Source organism: Devosia honganensis (assembly GCF_042648785.1).
Lineage (GTDB): Bacteria > Pseudomonadota > Alphaproteobacteria > Rhizobiales > Devosiaceae > Devosia > Devosia honganensis.
Genome location: NZ_JBHRYD010000005.1, coordinates 359,070 through 378,284, shown reverse-complemented (window position 1 = coordinate 378,284; position 19,215 = coordinate 359,070). Strand labels below are relative to the sequence as shown.

The 19,215-nt window shown below is 63.0% G+C and carries 16 protein-coding genes; 1 reads left to right on the top strand and 15 read right to left on the bottom strand.

All coding sequences use genetic code 11. From position 1 onward, the window contains the following. Positions 1 to 7: 7 nt before the first annotated feature. The 13 genes from rplP to rpsL form a co-directional block, all read right to left on the bottom strand. Complete coding sequence (gene rplP / locus ACFOOL_RS08685) at positions 8 to 421, bottom strand: 50S ribosomal protein L16 (protein WP_380096554.1); 414 nt, start codon at positions 419 to 421, stop codon at positions 8 to 10. A gap of 15 nt (positions 422 to 436) precedes the next feature. Continuing rightward, a complete protein-coding gene (gene rpsC / locus ACFOOL_RS08680; RefSeq protein WP_380096553.1) occupies positions 437 to 1,162 on the bottom strand; it encodes a 30S ribosomal protein S3 in 726 nt (241 codons plus the stop codon). Beyond that, positions 1,162 to 1,542 (bottom strand): 50S ribosomal protein L22, encoded by a 381-nt coding sequence (gene rplV, locus ACFOOL_RS08675; RefSeq protein WP_380096552.1) that lies wholly within the window; start codon positions 1,540 to 1,542, stop codon positions 1,162 to 1,164. The genes rpsC and rplV overlap by 1 nt, the downstream gene beginning before the upstream one ends. 1 nt (position 1,543) lies before the next feature. After that, complete coding sequence (gene rpsS, locus ACFOOL_RS08670) at positions 1,544 to 1,822, bottom strand: 30S ribosomal protein S19 (protein ID WP_380096551.1); 279 nt, start codon at positions 1,820 to 1,822, stop codon at positions 1,544 to 1,546. Between the two features lie 3 nt (positions 1,823 to 1,825). Next, the gene (rplB, locus tag ACFOOL_RS08665) at positions 1,826 to 2,665 is read right to left on the bottom strand and encodes a 50S ribosomal protein L2 (RefSeq protein WP_380096550.1); all 840 of its coding nucleotides are present in this window, start codon (positions 2,663 to 2,665) and stop codon (positions 1,826 to 1,828) included. Positions 2,666 to 2,683: 18 nt separating this feature from the next. Further along, on the bottom strand, positions 2,684 to 2,977 hold the full coding sequence (locus ACFOOL_RS08660; RefSeq protein WP_380096549.1) for a 50S ribosomal protein L23: 294 nt from the start codon (positions 2,975 to 2,977) through the stop codon (positions 2,684 to 2,686). Then, entirely contained in the window at positions 2,974 to 3,594 is a 621-nt protein-coding gene (rplD, locus tag ACFOOL_RS08655; protein ID WP_380096548.1) for a 50S ribosomal protein L4, read from the bottom strand. Before rplD ends, ACFOOL_RS08660 begins: the two co-directional genes overlap by 4 nt. Then, positions 3,595 to 4,293: a 50S ribosomal protein L3 gene (rplC, locus tag ACFOOL_RS08650; RefSeq protein ID WP_380096547.1), complete on the bottom strand. Its 699-nt coding sequence runs from the start codon at positions 4,291 to 4,293 to the stop codon at positions 3,595 to 3,597. An 82-nt stretch (positions 4,294 to 4,375) separates the two neighbouring features. After that, a complete protein-coding gene (gene rpsJ / locus ACFOOL_RS08645) occupies positions 4,376 to 4,684 on the bottom strand; it encodes a 30S ribosomal protein S10 (protein ID WP_035080820.1) in 309 nt (102 codons plus the stop codon). A gap of 67 nt (positions 4,685 to 4,751) precedes the next feature. Continuing rightward, the gene (tuf, locus tag ACFOOL_RS08640; protein ID WP_380096546.1) at positions 4,752 to 5,942 is read right to left on the bottom strand and encodes an elongation factor Tu; all 1,191 of its coding nucleotides are present in this window, start codon (positions 5,940 to 5,942) and stop codon (positions 4,752 to 4,754) included. A 69-nt stretch (positions 5,943 to 6,011) separates the two neighbouring features. Then, positions 6,012 to 8,102, bottom strand: coding sequence for an elongation factor G (fusA, locus tag ACFOOL_RS08635; RefSeq protein ID WP_380096545.1), 2,091 nt, complete (start codon positions 8,100 to 8,102; stop codon positions 6,012 to 6,014). Between the two features lie 18 nt (positions 8,103 to 8,120). After that, positions 8,121 to 8,591, bottom strand: a complete 471-nt coding sequence (rpsG, locus tag ACFOOL_RS08630) for a 30S ribosomal protein S7 (protein WP_380096544.1) — start codon at positions 8,589 to 8,591, stop codon at positions 8,121 to 8,123. Between the two features lie 14 nt (positions 8,592 to 8,605). Continuing rightward, positions 8,606 to 8,977: a 30S ribosomal protein S12 gene (rpsL, locus tag ACFOOL_RS08625; RefSeq protein ID WP_286018378.1), complete on the bottom strand. Its 372-nt coding sequence runs from the start codon at positions 8,975 to 8,977 to the stop codon at positions 8,606 to 8,608. A gap of 475 nt (positions 8,978 to 9,452) precedes the next feature. On the opposite strand from rpsL, the gene ACFOOL_RS08620 reads away from it, so the two are divergent. Beyond that, positions 9,453 to 10,547, top strand: a complete 1,095-nt coding sequence (locus tag ACFOOL_RS08620; RefSeq protein WP_380096543.1) for an NAD(P)-binding domain-containing protein — start codon at positions 9,453 to 9,455, stop codon at positions 10,545 to 10,547. Positions 10,548 to 10,602: 55 nt separating this feature from the next. Here the strand turns inward: ACFOOL_RS08620 and rpoC are convergent, their stop codons facing one another. Continuing rightward, the gene (rpoC, locus tag ACFOOL_RS08615; protein WP_380096542.1) at positions 10,603 to 14,787 is read right to left on the bottom strand and encodes a DNA-directed RNA polymerase subunit beta'; all 4,185 of its coding nucleotides are present in this window, start codon (positions 14,785 to 14,787) and stop codon (positions 10,603 to 10,605) included. A gap of 79 nt (positions 14,788 to 14,866) precedes the next feature. Beyond that, the gene (rpoB, locus tag ACFOOL_RS08610) at positions 14,867 to 19,009 is read right to left on the bottom strand and encodes a DNA-directed RNA polymerase subunit beta (RefSeq protein ID WP_380096541.1); all 4,143 of its coding nucleotides are present in this window, start codon (positions 19,007 to 19,009) and stop codon (positions 14,867 to 14,869) included. Positions 19,010 to 19,215: the final 206 nt, after the last annotated feature.

The window sequence follows — 19,215 nt, the reverse complement described above, 5'->3', positions numbered from 1 at the left end:
GTGTTCCCTAGTCGGCAATGCGCGTTACGATGCGCGTGGTGATCGGCAGCTTCATCGCGCCGAGGCGAAGCGCCTCCTTTGCAACGTCTTCGGGCACGCCGTCAATCTCGAAAACGATACGGCCCGGCTTGACGCGCGCCGCCCAGAACTCCACGGAGCCCTTGCCCTTGCCCATGCGGACTTCGGTCGGCTTCTTGGAGACCGGCAGATCCGGGAAAATCCGGATCCAGACGCGGCCCTGACGCTTCATCTCGCGAGTGATCGCGCGACGGGCAGCCTCGATCTGGCGAGCGGTCACCCGCTCGGGCTCGGTAGCCTTGAGGGCGTACTGGCCGAAAGCCAGATCGGTGCCGCTCTTGGCCAGGCCGTGGATGCGGCCCTTATGGGCCTTGCGGAACTTGGTTCTCTTGGGTTGCAGCATAATGAACTAACCTTCTTATGCGCGATCGCGGTCGCCGCGGTCGGACCGCGGGGCGCGCTGGCCGGCACCCTCGCCACCTTCGGTAGCGCGACGCTCATGCGCCGAGGGATCGTGCTCGAGCACTTCGCCTTTGAAAATCCAGACCTTGATACCGATGATGCCGTAGGTGGTCTCGGCCTCCGCGGTTCCGTAGTCGATGTCGGCGCGCAGCGTGTGCAGCGGCACGCGACCCTCACGGTACCATTCGGTACGGGCGATATCGGCACCCCCGAGACGGCCGCCGACATTGACGCGGATGCCACCGGCGCCCATGCGGATCGCCGTCTGCACGGCACGCTTCATGGCGCGGCGGAAAGCCACGCGGCGTTCCAACTGCTGGGCAATGCCCTGGGCCACAAGCGTCGCATCGGTCTCGGGCTTGCGCACCTCGACGATGTTGATGTGCACCTCGCTATCGGTGAACTTCTTCACCTTGGCACGGATCTTATCGATGTCGGCGCCCTTCTTGCCGATCACGATGCCCGGGCGGGCGGTGTGGATCGACACGCGGCACTTGCGGTGCGGACGCTCGATGACGATCTTGGAGACTGCGGCCGCCTTGAGATCCTCCATGAGCATGGTGCGGATCTTCAGGTCTTCCTGGAGCAGCGAGCCATAGTCGCCGCGATTGGCGAACCAGCGGCTGTCCCAGGTGCGGTTGATGCCGAGACGGAAGCCGATCGGATTGATTTTCTGGCCCATTATGCGGCCTCCTCAACTTGCCGGACAATGATCGTCAGATGCGAGAAGGGCTTCTCGATGCGCGACGACCGTCCACGGCCACGCGCCATGAAGCGCTTCATGACGAGCGAATTGCCCACGAAGGCTTCGGCAACGACGAGAGCGTCGGTGTCCAGGCCGTGGTTGTTTTCGGCGTTGGCGATGGCGCTCTCGAGCACCTTCTTCACTTGGCCGGAGATGCGCTTGTGGCTGAATTCGAGATCGGCCAGAGCCCGCTCGACCTTCTTGCCACGGATCAACTGCGCGACGAGGTTCAGCTTCTGAGGGCTGATGCGCAGCATGCGCAGCACAGCCTTTGCCTCGTTATCCTTGAGAGCGCGCTCAGTCTTTGGCTTGCCCATCTTACTTCCTCTTGGCCTTCTTGTCGGCCGCGTGCCCGTAATAGGTGCGGGTGGGCGCGAACTCGCCGAACTTGTGGCCGATCATGTCCTCGGTGACCAGCACCGGCACATGCTTCTGACCGTTGTGCACGCCGAACGTGACGCCGACAAACTGCGGCAGGATGGTCGAACGGCGGGACCAGATCTTGACCACGTCATGGCGGCCGGATGACTGGGCCTTGTCGGCCTTCTTGAGCAGATAGCCGTCGACGAACGGCCCCTTCCAAATCGAACGGGTCATGGCTTACCTGCCCTTCTTCACGTGACGGCTACGAACGATGAACTTGTCCGTCGCCTTGTTGCTGCGCGTACGCTTGCCCTTGGTGGGCTTGCCCCACGGGGTCACCGGATGACGCCCGCCCGAGGTGCGGCCTTCACCGCCGCCATGGGGGTGATCGACCGGGTTCATGGTCACGCCGCGGTTGACGGGCTTGCGGCCCAGCCAGCGGTTGCGGCCGGCCTTGCCCAGCGAGGTGCTGGCGTGTTCCTGGTTGCTGACCGCCCCAATGGTGGCCATGCACGATCCGTGCACGCGGCGCTGCTCGCCCGAGTTGAGGCGCAGAACGGCCCAGCCCTGGTCGCGGCCCACATATTGAGCATAGGTGCCGGCGGACCGGGCTACCTGACCGCCCTTGCGGGGCTTCAGCTCGATATTGTGCACGATAGTGCCCACCGGCATGCGCTCCAGCGGCATCGCATTGCCCGGCTTCACGTCCGCGCCGTTCAGCGACGAGATGATCTTGTCGCCGGCGGCCAGCCGCTGGGGGGCCAGGATATAGGCCTGATCGCCGTCCTCATACTTGATCAGTGCGATCCAGGCAGTGCGGTTCGGGTCATATTCGAGACGCTCGACGGTCCCGACCATGTCGAATTTCACTCGCTTGAAGTCGATCAGGCGATAACTGCGCTTATGACCGCCGCCCCGATGATAGGCGGTGATGCGGCCACGATTATTGCGGCCACCGCTCTTGGTGAGGCCTTCGGTCAAAGCCTTGACCGGATCGCCCTTCCACAGATTCGAACGATCGGTCGTGATCAGCGTACGACGGCCTTCGGAGGTAGCGTTGTAAGTCTTTAGAGCCATTTGTCTGTCTCTCGTCCCTTAGAGGCCGGTCGAAATATCGATCGACTGGCCGTCAACCAGGGTCACGACGGCTTTCTTGACGTCGTTGCGGGTGCCCAGGCGGCCACGGAAGCGCTTCACCTTGCCCTTGCGGACCAGGGTGTTCACGGCCTTGACCTTGACCGAGAAGAGCTGCTCGACGGCGGCCTTGATCTCGGTCTTGTTGGCGTCGATGGCGACGTCGAAGACGACCTGGTTGGCTTCGGAAGCCATAGTCGACTTTTCCGTCACGACGGGGTTGCGGATGATGTCGTATGCGGCAAGCTTGTTCATGCGAACCTCGCTTCCAGCGCTTCCAGCGCTGCCTTGGTCAGGACGAGCTTGTCGCGCTTGAGGATCGACACAACGTTGATCCCCTGCACCGGCAGCACGTCGATATTGGGGATGTTGCGGGCCGCCAGAGCGAAATTCTGGTCGACGGTCGCACCATCGATAATCAGAGCATTGGCCCATTCGAGCTTGCCGAAAGTGGCGCGCAGGGCGGCCGTCTTGGCTTCCGCCTGGGTGACGCTGTCGACGACGACAAGCGAGCCGGCCTTGGCCTTGGAGGACAGAGCGTGCTTCAGCGCCAGAGCCCGGACCTTCTTGGGAAGATCGATGGCGTGGCTGCGCGGGGTGGGGCCGAAGGCACGGCCGCCGCCACGAAACTGCGGGGGCTTGCGATCGCCATGACGCGCGCCGCCCGAGCCCTTCTGCTTCACGAACTTTCGTCCCGTGCCCGCGACTTCCGACCGGTTCTTCACGTCATGCGTGCCGGCCATGGCCTTGAGCTGCTGATAGCGGACCATGCGATGCAGGATGTCGGGGCGAACCTCGAGGCCGAACAGGTCGTCCTTGAGCTCGATCTTGCCGGCCGACTTGCCGTCGAGAGTGGTTACCTGGAGTTCCATTTACTTCGCTTCTCCCGCGGCTTCGGCAGGGGCCGTGAACGAACCGGGGAAGGCGGCGCCCGTCGGGGCCGGCTTCTTCACCGCGTCCTTGATCATGATCCACGCGCCCTTGGCCCCCGGCACCGAGCCCTGGACCATGATCAGGCCGCGCTCGACGTCGGTCTTGACGACCTTGAGATTCTGCGTGGTGATGCGCCGATCGCCCATGTGACCAGCCATCTTCTTGTTCTTGAAGACCCGACCCGGATCGATGAAACCGGTAGAACCATGCGAACGATGGGACACCGACACGCCGTGCGAGGCACGCAGGCCGCCGAAGTTCCAGCGCTTCATGACGCCGGCAAAGCCCTTACCGATCGAGGTGCCAGTGACGTCCACGAGCTGCCCCTCGGCAAAATGGTCGGCCTTGAGGGTCGCACCCACCTCGATGAGGTTTTCCGGGTCGACGCGGAACTCGGCCACATGGCGCTTGGGCTCGACCTTGGCGACGGCATACTGGCCGCGCTCGGCCTTGCTCACATTCTTCGCCTTGGCCTGGCCGGCGCCGAGCTGCAGGGCGACATAGCCGTCCTTCTCGAGGGTCCGCTGGCCAACCACCTGGCAGTTCTGCAGGCCCAGCACCGTCACGGGGACGTGCGCGCCGTCCGCGGTGAAGATGCGGGTCATGCCCAGCTTCTGTGCGATCAATCCAGAACGCATCGGTTCTTACCTTCTCATTTGGCGCTCTGCCGGGTCGTGGTTTCAGAGGACCCTTTTTGCGGCAGGCGCGGAAACTCTCGTTTTAGAGCTTGATTTCGACGTCGACACCGGCGGCGAGATCGAGCTTCATCAGCGCATCGACCGTCTGGGGAGTGGGATCCACAATATCGAGCAGGCGCTTGTGGGTCCGGATCTCGAACTGCTCGCGGGCCTTCTTGTCGATATGGGGCGAGCGGTTGACGGTGAACTTGTCGATGCGGGTCGGCAGCGGGATGGGCCCGCGGACCTGTGCACCCGTACGCTTGGCAGTGTTGACGATCTCGCGGGTCGAGGTGTCCAGCACGCGATGGTCAAACGCCTTGAGGCGGATGCGAATATTCTGACCGTTCATCTTCTCAAATCCTGATAAAATGGATCGCGGCGCGCTGAACCGCGCGCCGCGAAAGCCGCTAGGACGATTACTTCAGGATCTTCGCGACGACACCGGCGCCGACGGTGCGGCCACCTTCACGGATAGCGAAGCGAAGCTTCTCTTCCATGGCGATCGGAACGATGAGCTGAACGTTCATGTTGATGTTGTCGCCCGGCATCACCATCTCGGTGCCTTCCGGCAGCGTCACGATGCCGGTCACGTCGGTGGTGCGGAAGTAGAACTGCGGACGATAGTTGCCGAAGAACGGAGTGTGACGGCCGCCTTCTTCCTTGGTGAGGATGTAGGCCTCGGCCACGAAGTCGGTATGCGGGGTCACGGTACCGGGCTTGCAGAGCACCTGGCCGCGCTCCACCTGGGTGCGGTCGATACCACGGATCAGCGCGCCGATATTGTCGCCGGCTTCACCCGAATCGAGCAGCTTGCGGAACATCTCGACGCCGGTAACGGTGGTCTTCTGCGTCTCCTTGATGCCGACGATCTCGACTTCCTCGCCAACCTTGACGATGCCGCGCTCGACACGGCCGGTCACCACGGTGCCGCGGCCCGAGATCGAGAACACGTCTTCGATCGGCATCAGGAAGGGCTGGTCGATCGGACGAGCCGGCTGCGGGATGTACTCGTCCACCGCTTCCATCAGCTTGAGAACGGCGTTCTTGCCCAGCTCGGCATCGGAATCCTCGAGGGCGGCTAGGGCCGACCCACGGATGACCGGAATGTCGTCGCCCGGGAATTCGTAGGACGAAAGCAGTTCACGCACTTCCAGCTCGACGAGCTCCAGCAGCTCGGGATCGTCGACCATGTCGCACTTGTTCAGGAACACGACGAGCGCCGGCACACCGACCTGACGGGCCAGCAGGATGTGCTCCCGGGTCTGCGGCATCGGGCCGTCGGCGGCCGACACCACCAGGATCGCGCCGTCCATCTGGGCGGCACCGGTGATCATGTTCTTCACATAGTCGGCGTGACCCGGGCAGTCCACGTGAGCGTAGTGGCGCTTTTCGGTCTCGTACTCGACGTGCGAGGTGTTGATGGTGATGCCACGGGCCTTTTCTTCCGGGGCATTGTCGATCTGGTCATAAGCCTGGGCCTTGGCGCCACCGGCCTCGGACAGCACCTTGGTGATCGCTGCGGTCAGCGAAGTCTTGCCGTGGTCAACGTGACCGATGGTGCCGATATTGCAGTGCGGCTTGGTGCGGGAAAACTTTTCCTTTGCCATCGCTTTTCTCCAAATTCGTCAGCGCAATCGCCGACATACAGTTGAGTTATTGACTAGCTTGCGCTGGTGTTAGGCGTACTTGGCCTGGACTTCGTCGGCTACCGCCTGCGGAACCTGCTCGTAATGGTCGAACGTCATCGTGTACAAGGCACGACCCTGGCTCATCGAGCGCAGCGAATTGACGTAACCGAACATGTTTGCAAGCGGCACGAACGCATTCACGGCCTGGACCACACCACGGCTGTCGGTGCCCTGGATCTGTCCACGACGCGAATTGAGGTCGCCGATGACGTCGCCCATGTAATCTTCCGGCGTGACAACTTCAACCTTCATGATCGGCTCGAGAATCTTCGGGCCCGCTTCGCGCAGAGCCTCGCGGAAACCGGCGCGACCGGCGATCTCGAAGGCCAGAACCGAGGAGTCCACGTCATGGTAGGCACCATCGACGAGGGTGACCTTGATGTCCACGACCGGGAAACCGATCAGCGGACCGGCCGACATGACCGATTCGACACCCTTCTGGACACCGGGGATGTATTCCTTGGGCACGGCACCGCCGACGATGGCGTTGACGAATTCCAGGCCCGTCCCAGGCTCGCCCGGCTCGACGACAATCTTGATGCGGGCGAACTGGCCCGAACCGCCGGACTGCTTCTTGTGGGTGTAGTCCTTCTCGGTCTTCTTGGTGATCGTCTCGCGATAGGCCACCTGCGGCTGACCGATATTGGCCTCGACCTTGAACTCGCGGCGCATGCGGTCGACGATGATGTCGAGGTGCAGTTCGCCCATGCCGGAGATGATGGTCTGACCCGATTCCTCGTCGGTCTTGATGCGGAAGGACGGATCTTCGGCAGCCAGACGGTTGAGGGCGAGGCCCATCTTCTCCTGGTCGGCCTTGGACTTGGGCTCGACGGAAATGTCGATGACCGGGTCCGGGAACACCATGCGCTCGAGGATGACCTGCGAGTTGGTCGGGCACAGCGTGTCGCCCGTGGTGGTGTCCTTGAGGCCCACGATGGCCACGATATCGCCGGCGAAGGCTTCCGTGATCTGCTCGCGGCTGTTGGAGTGCATCTGGAACATGCGGCCGACGCGTTCGCGCTTGCCCTTGACGGTGTTTTCCAGCTGCATGCCTGCTTCGAGGTGACCCGAATAGATACGGCAGAAGGTCAGCGTGCCCATATGCGGGTCATTGGCGACCTTGAAGGCCAGCATGGAGAGCGGCTCGTTGTCATCGGAATGACGCTCGATGGGCTCTTCGGTCTTGGCGTCGATGCCCTTGATGGCCGGAATATCGGTCGGCGCGGGCAGGAAGTCGATCACGCCGTCGAGCAGGGGCTGCACGCCCTTGTTCTTGAAGGCGGAGCCGGCATAGACGAGGAAGAACTTGGTCTCGAGCACGCCCTTGCGCAGCAGGCGGCGCAGCGTGTCGTTATTGGGCATCTCGCCCTCGAGATAGGCCTCCATGGCGGCGTCGTCCATCTCGACCGCCGCCTCGACGAGCTGCTCGCGCAGCTTCTCGGCCTTCTCCTTGAGATCGGCCGGAATCTCGACCACATCCCACTGAGCGCCCAGCTCTTCATTGTGCCAGATCAGGGCGTTCATCTCGATCAGGTCGACGACGCCCTTGAACTCGGTCTCGGCACCGACCGGAATCTGCACGGGAATGCCGCGCGCGCCCAGGCGGGTGCCGATCATTTCCACGCAGCGGAAGAAGTCGGCACCGATCTTGTCCATCTTGTTGACGAAGATCAGACGCGGCACTTCATACTTGTCGGCCTGGCGCCAGACGGTTTCCGTCTGCGGCTCGACGCCGGCATTGGCGTCCAGCAGCGCGACGGCGCCGTCGAGCACGCGCAGCGAGCGCTCGACTTCGATGGTGAAGTCCACGTGGCCGGGCGTGTCGATGATGTTGAAGCGGTGCTGCACACCATCGCGCGACTTCCACGAGGTCGTGGTCGCGGCGGAGGTGATGGTGATGCCGCGTTCCTGCTCCTGGGCCATCCAGTCCATGGTGGCCGAACCGTCATGGGTCTCGCCCATCTTATGGTTCTTGCCGGTATAGTAGAGGATGCGCTCGGTCGTGGTCGTCTTGCCGGCATCGATGTGAGCCATGATGCCGAAGTTGCGATAGAGATTAATCGGAATTTCGCGTGCCATGAGAATCTCCTGCTCCGACTACCAGCGGTAGTGCGAGAAGGCACGGTTGGCGTCGGCCATACGGTGCGTGTCTTCGCGTTTCTTGACGGCCTGGCCACGGCCATTGAGCGCATCCATAAGCTCGCCGGAAAGGCGCTCGCGCATGGTGTGCTCGCCGCGCTTGCGGGCCGAATCGATGAGCCAGCGAATGGCCAGGGCCTGCTGGCGCTCGGCGCGAACTTCGACGGGAACCTGGTAGGTGGCGCCGCCGACGCGGCGCGAGCGCACTTCCACGGCCGGACGGATATTGTCCAGGGCAGTGTGGAAGACGGTGATCGGGTCCTGCTTGGTCTTGGCCTCGACAATGTCGAAGGCGCCATAGACGATGGATTCGGCAGTCGACTTCTTGCCGTCCCTCATCAGGGAATTCATGAATTTGGACAGGACGATATCGCCGAATTTGGGATCGGGAATAACATCACGCTTTTCTGCGCGGTGGCGACGAGACATGACTCAAATTCTCCTTACTTCGGACGCTTCGCGCCGTAGTGCGAACGGCGCTGCTTGCGGTCCTTGACGCTCTGCGTGTCGAGCACGCCGCGCAGGATGTGATAGCGAACGCCCGGCAGGTCGCGGACGCGGCCGCCGCGGATGAGCACGACGGAGTGCTCCTGCAGATTGTGACCTTCACCGGGGATATAGGAGATCACTTCGCGCTGGTTGGTCAGGCGGACCTTGGCCACCTTGCGCAGAGCCGAGTTCGGCTTCTTCGGGGTCGTCGTGTACACACGGGAGCAGACACCGCGCTTTTGCGGGTTGGCTTCCATGGCCGGAACCTTGTTCCGCTTTGGCTTGCTGGCGCGTGGCTTGCGGATCAGCTGATTAATGGTGGGCATTGCGCTCTTTCCATCGTCCAAAATTATTCGGTCAACACAAGCAAACCAAAGCGGCGCTCACCCGACCCGTTCAAGGATTCGGCGGCGCCTCAGTTGCAGCGGACCACGCGCTTTCGAGCGGCAGTCATGCGCACAAGGATTTGCTTCGTCTAACTACCCGACAGTGTGTTTGATTGTCCTGGATTCCCGCGCAAGGTGGCAGGGACCCGGTGTGACAATCACGACCGACCGCTGAGGTAGGCGCTGTTTAGAACCGATGACCCGTCCCGTCAAGGATTCTTTCGTGAAAAAAGCGAAGGATAGCCATGCGTTTCCGGGGATCAGCGCCATTCGACGCGGAATCGCGCGAGTGGACGATATTGCGGGAAACCGTTCGGCCAGGAAATTGCCGCGGTCCCCCTGCCCTCCCCGATGCCTGCGGGCTTGTCCCGCTCGTCGGGCGCGTCTAGATCTGGGCGCCATTCCGGAGCCGCAAGTGATCGACCAAACCCCGCGCGCCGCGCTCAAACTCGACATCGCCGTCATCGGCGCCGGACAGGCCGGCCTCAGCTCCGCTTATCACCTCAGGCGGCTTGGCCTCGAGCCCGGGAGGGACTTCCTCGTGCTGGACCGGGCGCCCCAAGCGGGCGGCGCCTGGCAATATCGCTGGCCGTCGTTGACCCTCAGCACCGTCAACCGGGTGCATGACCTGCCCGGCATGAGCTTTGCCGAGACAGCCGGCGGCGATGCCAGCGTTCGAGCCTTCATTGCCGTACCGCAATATTATGCAGCCTATGAGGAGCATTTCGACCTCAAGGTATTGCGCCCAGCCGGGGTCAGCGTCGTCTGCGATCGCGGCGAGCGCTTGCGGATCGAAAGCGACCGGGGCCTGTTTTCCGTCCGGGGCCTCATCAACGCCACCGGAACCTGGGAAAAACCCTATATCCCCGCCTATCCCGGCGCGGAAAGCTTTGCCGGCCGTCAGCTCCACACGCGCGACTATATCAGCGCCAAGCAGTTTGCCGGCCAGCATGTGCTGATCGTGGGCGGTGGCATTTCGGCCATTCAGTTGCTCGACGAAATCTCGCAGGTGACGCGCACGAGCTGGGTCACGCGCACCCCGCCGCGTTTCCGCGAAGGCCCGTTCGACGAGGAAGCCGGCCGCGCCGCCGTTGCCCTGGTGGAAGAGCGGGTAAGAGCCGGCCTGCCACCATGCGCCGTGGTTTCGGTCACCGGCCTGCCGATCACCCCGGCCATCGTCGCCATGCGCGAGCGCGGCGTGCTCGACCGCCGTCCCATGTTCAGCGCCATCACGCCCGAGGGCGTGGTATGGGAAGACGGCACCCGGCTCGCGGTCGATGTCATCTTGTGGTGCACCGGTTTCCGCAGCGCGCTGGATCACCTCGCGCCATTGCAATTGCGTGAAGAGAGCGGCGGCATCCTGATGAGCGGGCGGCTGGCAACGCGGGTCACGCGCGATCCCCGCGTCCATCTGGTGGGTTATGGCCCTTCCGCCTCCACCATTGGCGCCAACCGGGCCGGCGGCGCCGCGGCCCGCGAATTGACGCAATATCTTGGCCTAGCGGGATAAGGTCAAAAAGAAAGGGGCCCGAAGGCCCCTTTCCTGTCTCTTATCCGCTGCTGGCTTATTCGGCGGCAGGCGCCGGGATGGCAGCAGTTTCGGCCTGACGGCGGCGCTCCTCCAGGATCAGATCGTCGCGCTTGCCGGCAATCTGACGAGCCTGGGCGATGCCCGCACCGGTCCCGGCCGGGATCAGGCGGCCCACGATGACGTTCTCCTTGAGACCTTCCAGCAGGTCGGCCTTGCCCGAGACGGCGGCCTCGGTGAGCACGCGGGTGGTTTCCTGGAAGGAAGCCGCCGACACGAAGGAGCGGGTCTGCAACGACGCCTTGGTGATGCCGAGCAGCACCGGATTGGCGGTCGCCGGCTTCTTGCCGTCGGCCACGAGCGCGTCGTTGAGTTCATCGAAGTCCAGCTTGTCGAGTTGCTCGTCCTTGAGCAGGCCCGAATCGCCAGGCTCCACGATCTCGACCTTTTGCAGCATCTGGCGAACGATCACCTCGATGTGCTTGTCGTTGATCAGCACGCCCTGCAGGCGATAGACCTCCTGGATCTCGTTGACGAGATAGCGCGCCAGTTCCTCGACGCCCTTGATGGCAAGGATGTCGTGTGGAGCCGGGTTGCCGTCCAGGATGTATTCGCCCTTCTCGATGGTGTCGCCTTCCTGCAGATGGAACGGCTTGCCCTTCGGGATCAGGTATTCGACCGGATCGGCACCATCCTCGAGCGGCTCGATGACGATGCGGCGCTTGTTCTTGTAGTCGCGGCCGAAGCGGATGGTGCCATCGATCTCGGCGATGATGGCATGATCCTTCGGACGGCGAGCCTCGAACAGCTCCGCCACACGCGGCAGACCGCCGGTGATGTCCTTGGTCTTGGCGCTTTCCAGCGGGATACGGGCGAGGACGTCGCCCGGCGAGACCTTCTCGCCCGGCTCGACCGCGATGACCGCATCCACCGACAGCAGATACCGGGCGTCGCCGCCGCGATCCACCTTGGCGACCGCGCCGCCACGGGCGATGGCGATGGCCGGCTTGAGCCCGTCGCCCCGCTGATTGCCGCGCCAGTCGATGACCACACGCTTGGTGAAGCCGGTCGCCTCGTCGGTGTTTTCCGCCACCGAGGCGCCGTCCACCAGGTCCTCGAACACGACCTCGCCCTCGACTTCGGCAAGGATGGGACGGGTATAGGGGTCCCATTCCGCCAGGCGCTGGCCGCGGCGGACGCTGTCGCCTTCCTTGACCAGAAGCTTGGAGCCGTAGGTCACCTTGTGGGTGGCCCGCTCCTTGCCCTCGCCATCCACGATGGCCAGCGAGACGTTACGGGCCATGACGACCTGCCGGCCGCCTTCGACCATGGCGAGGCTGGGATTGCGGATTTCGATCTTGCCTTCGGCACCGGCCTCGAGGAACGAGGTGTCCACCACCTGAGCGGTACCGCCGATATGGAAGGTCCGCATGGTGAGCTGGGTTCCCGGCTCGCCGATCGACTGGGCGGCGATGACGCCGACGGCTTCGCCGATATTGACCGGCGTGCCGCGGGCCAGATCCCGGCCATAGCAGGCCGCGCAGCAACCCTGACGCATATCGCAGGTCAGCGGCGAGCGGATGCGGACCGACTGGATCCGGGCCTCTTCGATGAGATCGACATGCTTCTCCTCGAGCAGCGTGCCCTTGGCCGCGACGAGTTCGCCCGAGACCGGGTGGAGAATGTCGTCGGCCGTGGTGCGGCCCAGGATGCGCTGGCCCAGCGAAGCCACCACCTGCCCGGCGTCCACGATCGGTTCCATGGTCAGGCCGCGATCGGTGCCGCAATCGGCAGCGACGATGATCGCGTCCTGCGCCACGTCGACGAGACGGCGCGTAAGATAGCCCGAGTTCGCGGTCTTGAGCGCGGTGTCGGCCAGACCCTTGCGGGCTCCGTGGGTGGAGTTGAAATACTCCAGCACGTTGAGGCCTTCCTTGAAGTTCGCCGTGATCGGCGTCTCGATGATCGAGCCGTCCGGGCGGGCCATCAGGCCGCGCATGCCGGCAAGCTGCTTCATCTGCGCCGGCGAACCGCGGGCACCCGAATGGCTCATCATATAGACCGAGTTGATGGGCTTCTGACGCTTGGTTTCCTCGTCGACCTGAACGGCGGCGATGCCCTTCATCATCTCCTCGGCAACCCGGTCGCCACACTTGGCCCAGGCATCGACGACCTTGTTGTACTTCTCGCCCTGGGTGATCAGGCCGTCATTGTACTGCTGCTCGAATTCCTCGACCAGCTTCCGGGTCTCATCGACGATGGTGTACTTCGCCTCGGGGATGACCATGTCGTCCTTGCCGAAGGAAATACCGGCGTCGCAAGCATTCTGGAAGCCCAGCTGCATGACGCGGTCGCAGAAAATCACCGTCTCCTTCTGGCCGCAGCCGCGATAGACCGTGTCGATCATCTTGGAGATCATCTTCTTGGTCATCAACTGGTTGGCCGTGGAGAACGGCACCTGCGGATTGCTGGGCAGAATCTGGCCGATCAGCATGCGGCCCGGCGTGGTTTCCACGATCTCGGTGGTCTGCTTGCCGTCCTTGTCCCAGGCCGGCACGCGCGCCTTGATGCGGGTGTGCAGGGTGACGACCTTGTTGTCGAGCGCGTGTTCGAGCTCGGCATAGGAGCCGAAGGCCATGCCCTCGCCCGGCTCGCCTTCGTTCATCAGCGAGAGATAGTAGAGGCCAAGCACGATGTCCTGGCTGGGCACGATGATCGGCTGGCCATTGGCCGGGTGCAGGATGTTATTGGTCGACATCATCAGCACGCGGGCCTCGAGCTGCGCCTCCAGGCTAAGCGGCACGTGGACCGCCATCTGGTCGCCGTCGAAGTCGGCGTTGAAGGCCGAGCAGACCAGCGGGTGCAGACGGATGGCCTTGCCTTCGATCAGGATCGGCTCGAAGGCCTGGATGCCCAGGCGGTGCAGCGTCGGCGCGCGGTTGAGCAGCACCGGATGCTCGCGGATCACCTCGTCCAGGATGTCCCAGACTTCCGGCTTTTCCTTTTCCACCAGCTTCTTGGCCTGCTTCACCGTCGAGGAGAAACCCTTGGCCTCGAGGCGCGAATAGATGAAGGGCTTGAACAGCTCCAGCGCCATCTTCTTGGGCAGGCCGCACTGATGCAGCTTGAGGTTCGGGCCCACGGTGATGACCGAGCGGCCCGAATAGTCCACGCGCTTGCCGAGCAGGTTCTGGCGGAACCGGCCCTGCTTGCCCTTGAGCATGTCCGAAAGCGACTTGAGCGGCCGCTTGTTGGCGCCGGTGATGGTGCGGCCGCGACGGCCGTTGTCGAACAGCGCGTCGACGGCCTCCTGCAGCATGCGCTTTTCGTTGCGGATGATGATGTCCGGCGCCCGCAGTTCGATCAGGCGCTTCAGCCGGTTGTTGCGGTTGATGACGCGGCGGTAGAGGTCGTTGAGGTCGGAGGTCGCAAAGCGGCCGCCATCGAGCGGCACCAGCGGGCGCAGTTCGGGCGGAATGACCGGGATGACAGTCATGATCATCCATTCGGGCTTGTTGCCCGAGACGATGAACTGCTCGACGATCTTGAGGCGCTTGGCCAGCTTCTTGGGCTTGAGCTCGGTGGTCGCCTCGGCAATTTCCACGCGCAGATCCGCCGCGATCTTTTCCAGATCGAGCGAGAGCAGGATTTCGCGGATAGCTTCAGCACCGATCTTGGCGGTGAAGGTGTCGGCGCCGTATTCGTCCTGCGCATCCAGATATTGCTCCTCGGTGAGAAGCTCGTTCTGGGTGAACGGGGTGAGGCCCGGATCGAGAACGACATAATTCTCGAAATAGAGAATGCGCTCGATATCCTTGAGCGTCATGTCGAGCAATTGCGCGATGCGGCTGGGCAGCGACTTCAGGAACCAGATATGGGCGACCGGCGCAGCCAGCTCGATATGGCCCATGCGCTCGCGGCGCACACGGCTCAGCGTGACTTCAACGCCGCACTTCTCGCAGATGACGCCCTTGAACTTCATGCGCTTGTACTTGCCGCACAGGCACTCGTAGTCCTTCACGGGGCCAAAGATGCGCGCGCAGAAGAGGCCATCCCGCTCGGGCTTGAACGTGCGGTAGTTGATGGTCTCGGGCTTCTTGATCTCGCCATAGGACCAGGAAAGGATTTTTTCCGGCGAGGCGATGGAGATCTTCATCTGGTCGAAGGTCTGCACCGGGACAGCCGGGTTGAACGGGTCCATGACGTGGGAATGATGATTCATCAGTTCTCTCCTCTATCCTTCCGGGCCGCATTGGAAATGCCGGCCTGGAAGGAAGGTGAATGGGGTGGGAGGCGCCGGATTATTCCGCCGCTTCCTGAGGAGGCGCGAGTTCCGCTTCGGCCTGGCCGGGCTCTTCGTCGGCGTCCCGCATGTCGAGTTCGACATTGAGGCCCAGCGACCGGATTTCCTTGACCAGAACGTTGAAGCTTTCCGGAATACCCGCTTCGAAGGTGTCGTCGCCCCGCACGATGGCCTCGTAGACCTTGGTGCGGCCCGCCACGTCGTCCGACTTGATGGTGAGCATTTCCTGCAGCGTATAGGCAGCGCCATACGCCTCGAGCGCCCACACTTCCATCTCGCCGAAGCGCTGACCGCCGAACTGCGCCTTGCCGCCCAGCGGCTGCTGGGTGACGAGCGAGTAGGGCCCGATGGAGCGCGCGTGGATCTTGTTGTCCACCAGGTGGTCGAGCTTGAGCATGTAGATATAGCCCACGGTCACCTGGCGGTCGAACTGCTCGCCAGTCCGGCCGTCGAAGACGGTCGACTGGCCCGACGACTTGAGCCCCGCCCGCTCCAGCATGTCGACGATATCGGCTTCCTTGGCACCGTCGAACACCGGGGTGGCGATGGGAACACCCTTCGAGAGGTGTTCGCCGAGACGAACCACGCCGTCGTCATCCAGATCGGAGATCGAGTTGTCGTTGGCAAAGAGTTCCTTGATCTCGGTCCTGAGCGGAGCCAGATCGCCCTTGGCATGATAGGCGCGGACCATCTCGTCGATCTTCTTGCCCATGCCGGCGCAGGCCCAGCCCAGATGGGTCTCGAGAATCTGGCCCACATTCATGCGCGAAGGCACGCCGAGCGGGTTGAGCACGATATCGACCGGGGTGCCGTCTTCCAGATAGGGCATGTCTTCCACCGGAACGATGCGCGACACAACGCCCTTGTTGCCGTGGCGGCCGGCCATCTTGTCGCCGGGCTGGATCTTGCGCTTGGTGGCGATGAAGACCTTGACCATCTTCATCACGCCAGGGGGCAGTTCGTCGCCGCGCTGGAGCTTGTCCACCTTGTCGATGAAGCGCTGCTCGAGCAGGCGGCGGCTCTCCTCGTACTGGGCGTGGAGGGCTTCCATCTCGGCCATGACCTTGTCGTCTTCGACCGCGAACTGCCACCACTTCGAACGCGGCTGCGCCTCGAAGATGGAATCGTTGAGCTTGGTGCCCACGACATAGCCCTTCGGGCCGGCCGTAGCGGCCTTGCCGAACAGCATTTCCTTCAAACGCGCATAGACGTTGCGATCGAGGATCGACTGCTCGTCGTCGCGGTCCTTGGCCAGGCGCTCGATTTCCTCGCGCTCGATGGCCATGGCACGCTCGTCCTTGTCGATGCCGTGGCGGTTGAACACCCGCACCTCGACGACCGTGCCGGCGTCGCCCGGGGGCACGCGCAGCGAGGTGTCGCGGACGTCCGAAGCCTTCTCGCCGAAAATAGCGCGCAGGAGCTTTTCTTCCGGCGTCATCGGCGATTCACCCTTGGGGGTGATCTTGCCGACCAGAATGTCGCCCGGCTGCACTTCCGCGCCGATATGGACGATGCCGGCCTCGTCGAGGCTCTTGAGCGCTTCTTCCGAAACGTTCGGAATATCGCGGGTGATTTCCTCGGGGCCGAGCTTGGTGTCGCGGGCCATGACTTCATATTCCTCGATATGGATCGAGGTGAAGACGTCCTGCATCGCGATCTTCTCGGAAAGCAGGATGGAGTCCTCGAAGTTGTAGCCGTTCCAAGGCATGAAGGCGACGAGCACGTTGCGTCCGAGGGCCAGATCGCCCAGTTCGGTCGAGGGACCGTCGGCGATGATGTCCCCGGCGTTGATGTGGTCGCCCACTACCACCAGCGGACGCTGGTTGATGCAGGTCGACTGGTTCGAGCGCTGGAACTTCATCAGATTGTAGATGTCGACGCCCGACTTCGACGCGTCGGTTTCTTCCGTGGCGCGGATGACGATACGGGTGGCGTCCACCTGGTCGACGATGCCGGTGCGCTTGGCGACGATGGCGGCACCCGAGTCACGGGCCACCACCGGCTCCATGCCGGTGCCCACGAACGGCGCCTCCGCCCGCAGCAGCGGCACGGCCTGCTTCTGCATGTTCGAACCCATGAGGGCGCGGTTGGCGTCGTCATTCTCGAGGAAGGGGATCAGCGAGGCGGCGACCGACACCATCTGCTTGGGCGAAACGTCCATCAGGTCGACGTTTTCCTTGGGCGTCAGGCCGTTGTCGCCGGCATGGCGCGCCACCACCAGATCGTCCGTCAGCGTGCCGTCCGGATTGAACTGGGCATCGGCCTGGGCGACGAAGTGCTTGGCCTCCTCCATGGCCGAGAGGTAGACGACCTCGTCGGTCAGCTTGCCATCGACGATCCTGCGATACGGGGTCTCGATAAAACCGTATTTGTTGACGCGGGCATAGGTGGCCAGATTGTTGATCAGGCCGATATTGGGACCTTCGGGCGTCTCGATCGGGCAGATACGGCCGTAATGGGTCGGGTGCACGTCACGGACTTCGAAGCCGGCACGCTCGCGGGTCAGACCGCCCGGCCCAAGCGCCGAGAGACGGCGCTTATGGGTGATTTCCGAGAGCGGGTTGGTCTGGTCCATGAACTGGCTGAGCTGGGACGAGCCGAAAAACTCTCGCACGGCAGCCGCCGCCGGCTTGGCGTTGATCAGGTCCTGGGGCATGACCGTGTCGATTTCGACCGAGCTCATGCGCTCCTTGATGGCGCGCTCCATGCGGAGCAGGCCGAGCCGGTAGGAGTTTTCCATCAGTTCGCCGACCGAGCGGACGCGGCGATTGCCCAGATTGTCGATATCGTCGATCTCGCCGCGACCATCGCGCAGGTCGACCAGCGTGCGCACCACTTCGACGATGTCTTCCTTGCGCAGGGTGCGCACGGTATCGGGCGCATCGAGCTCGAGGCGCATGTTCATCTTCACGCGACCGACGGCCGACAGATCGTAGCGCTCGGGATCGAAGAACAGCGACTGGAACATCGCCTCGGCCGTTTCCACGGTGGGCGGCTCGCCGGGGCGCATCACGCGATAGATGTCGAACAGCGCGTCTTCGCGGCTTTCATTCTTGTCGACGGCCAGCGTGTTGCGGATATAGGCGCCGATGGTGACGTGGTCGATATCGAGGATGGGCAGTTCGTCGAAGCCCTTCTCGACGAGGCCGGCCAGCAGTTTCTCGTCGATCTCGTCGCCGGCTTCGGCGTAGATTTCGCCGGTCTTGAGATTGATGAGGTCCTCGGCGATGTACATGCCGAAAAGGTCCTCGTCGACGGCGAGCAGATGCGTCAGGCCACCCTCGGCCAGCTTCCGGGCCTGGCGGGCGGAAAGCTTCTTGCCGCCCTCATGCACCACGTCGCCGGTCTTGGCGTCGATCAGGTCGTGGGTCGGCTTGGCGCCCTTCCACTTCTCGGCATCGTAAGGAACGCGCCAACCCTTGTCGGACTTTTCGTATTGCAGCGTGTTGTAATAGGTCGCCAGAATTTCCTCGGCGTCCATGCCGAGCGCCTTGAGCAGCGAGGTCACCGGAATCTTGCGGCGCCGATCGATGCGCGCATAGACAATGTCCTTGGCATCGAATTCGATATCGAGCCAGGAACCGCGATAGGGAATGATGCGGCCGGCGAACAGCAGCTTGCCGGAGGAATGGGTCTTGCCCTTGTCGTGGTCGAAGAACACGCCGGGCGACCGGTGCATCTGCGAGACGATGACACGCTCGGTGCCATTGACGATGAAGGTGCCGTTCGAGGTCATGAAGGGCATGTCGCCCATATAGACGTCCTGCTCCTTGATGTCCTTGACGGAGCGGGCGCCGGTCTCCTCATCCACCTCGAACACGATCAGCCGCAGCGTCACCTTGAGCGGGGCAGCGAAAGTGATGTCGCGCGCACGGCACTCGTCGATGTCGTATTTGGGCTGCTCGAACTCGTAGCGCACGAATTCCAGCGAGGCGGTATTGGAAAAATCGGAGATCGGGAAGACCGAGCGGAAGACGGATTGCAATCCCTCGTCGGGACGCCCGCCCTGGGGCTCGTCGACCTGGAGGAACTGATCATAGGAAGCCTTCTGGACTTCGATCAGATTGGGCAACTCCGTGACTTCGCGGATGGAACCGAAGGACTTGCGGACCTTGCGGCGGCCGTTGAAGGTGGTAGCCATGAAAGCTCCTACTTTAAAACGCTTGTCTCGGAGGCAGATATCCAAAGATCCGACTATCAGCCGTCGGTGCTCGGGATATATGCCCGGTAGTCAGTTCTGGGGCCGGTCGATGACGCATCAAATCCCCGCCTCAACCCCGGCGGAAGGGATCACAGCAACGTGAGCAGCGCCTAATTCCCCGCTCGGGGGCAAGCCCACGGCGAGGT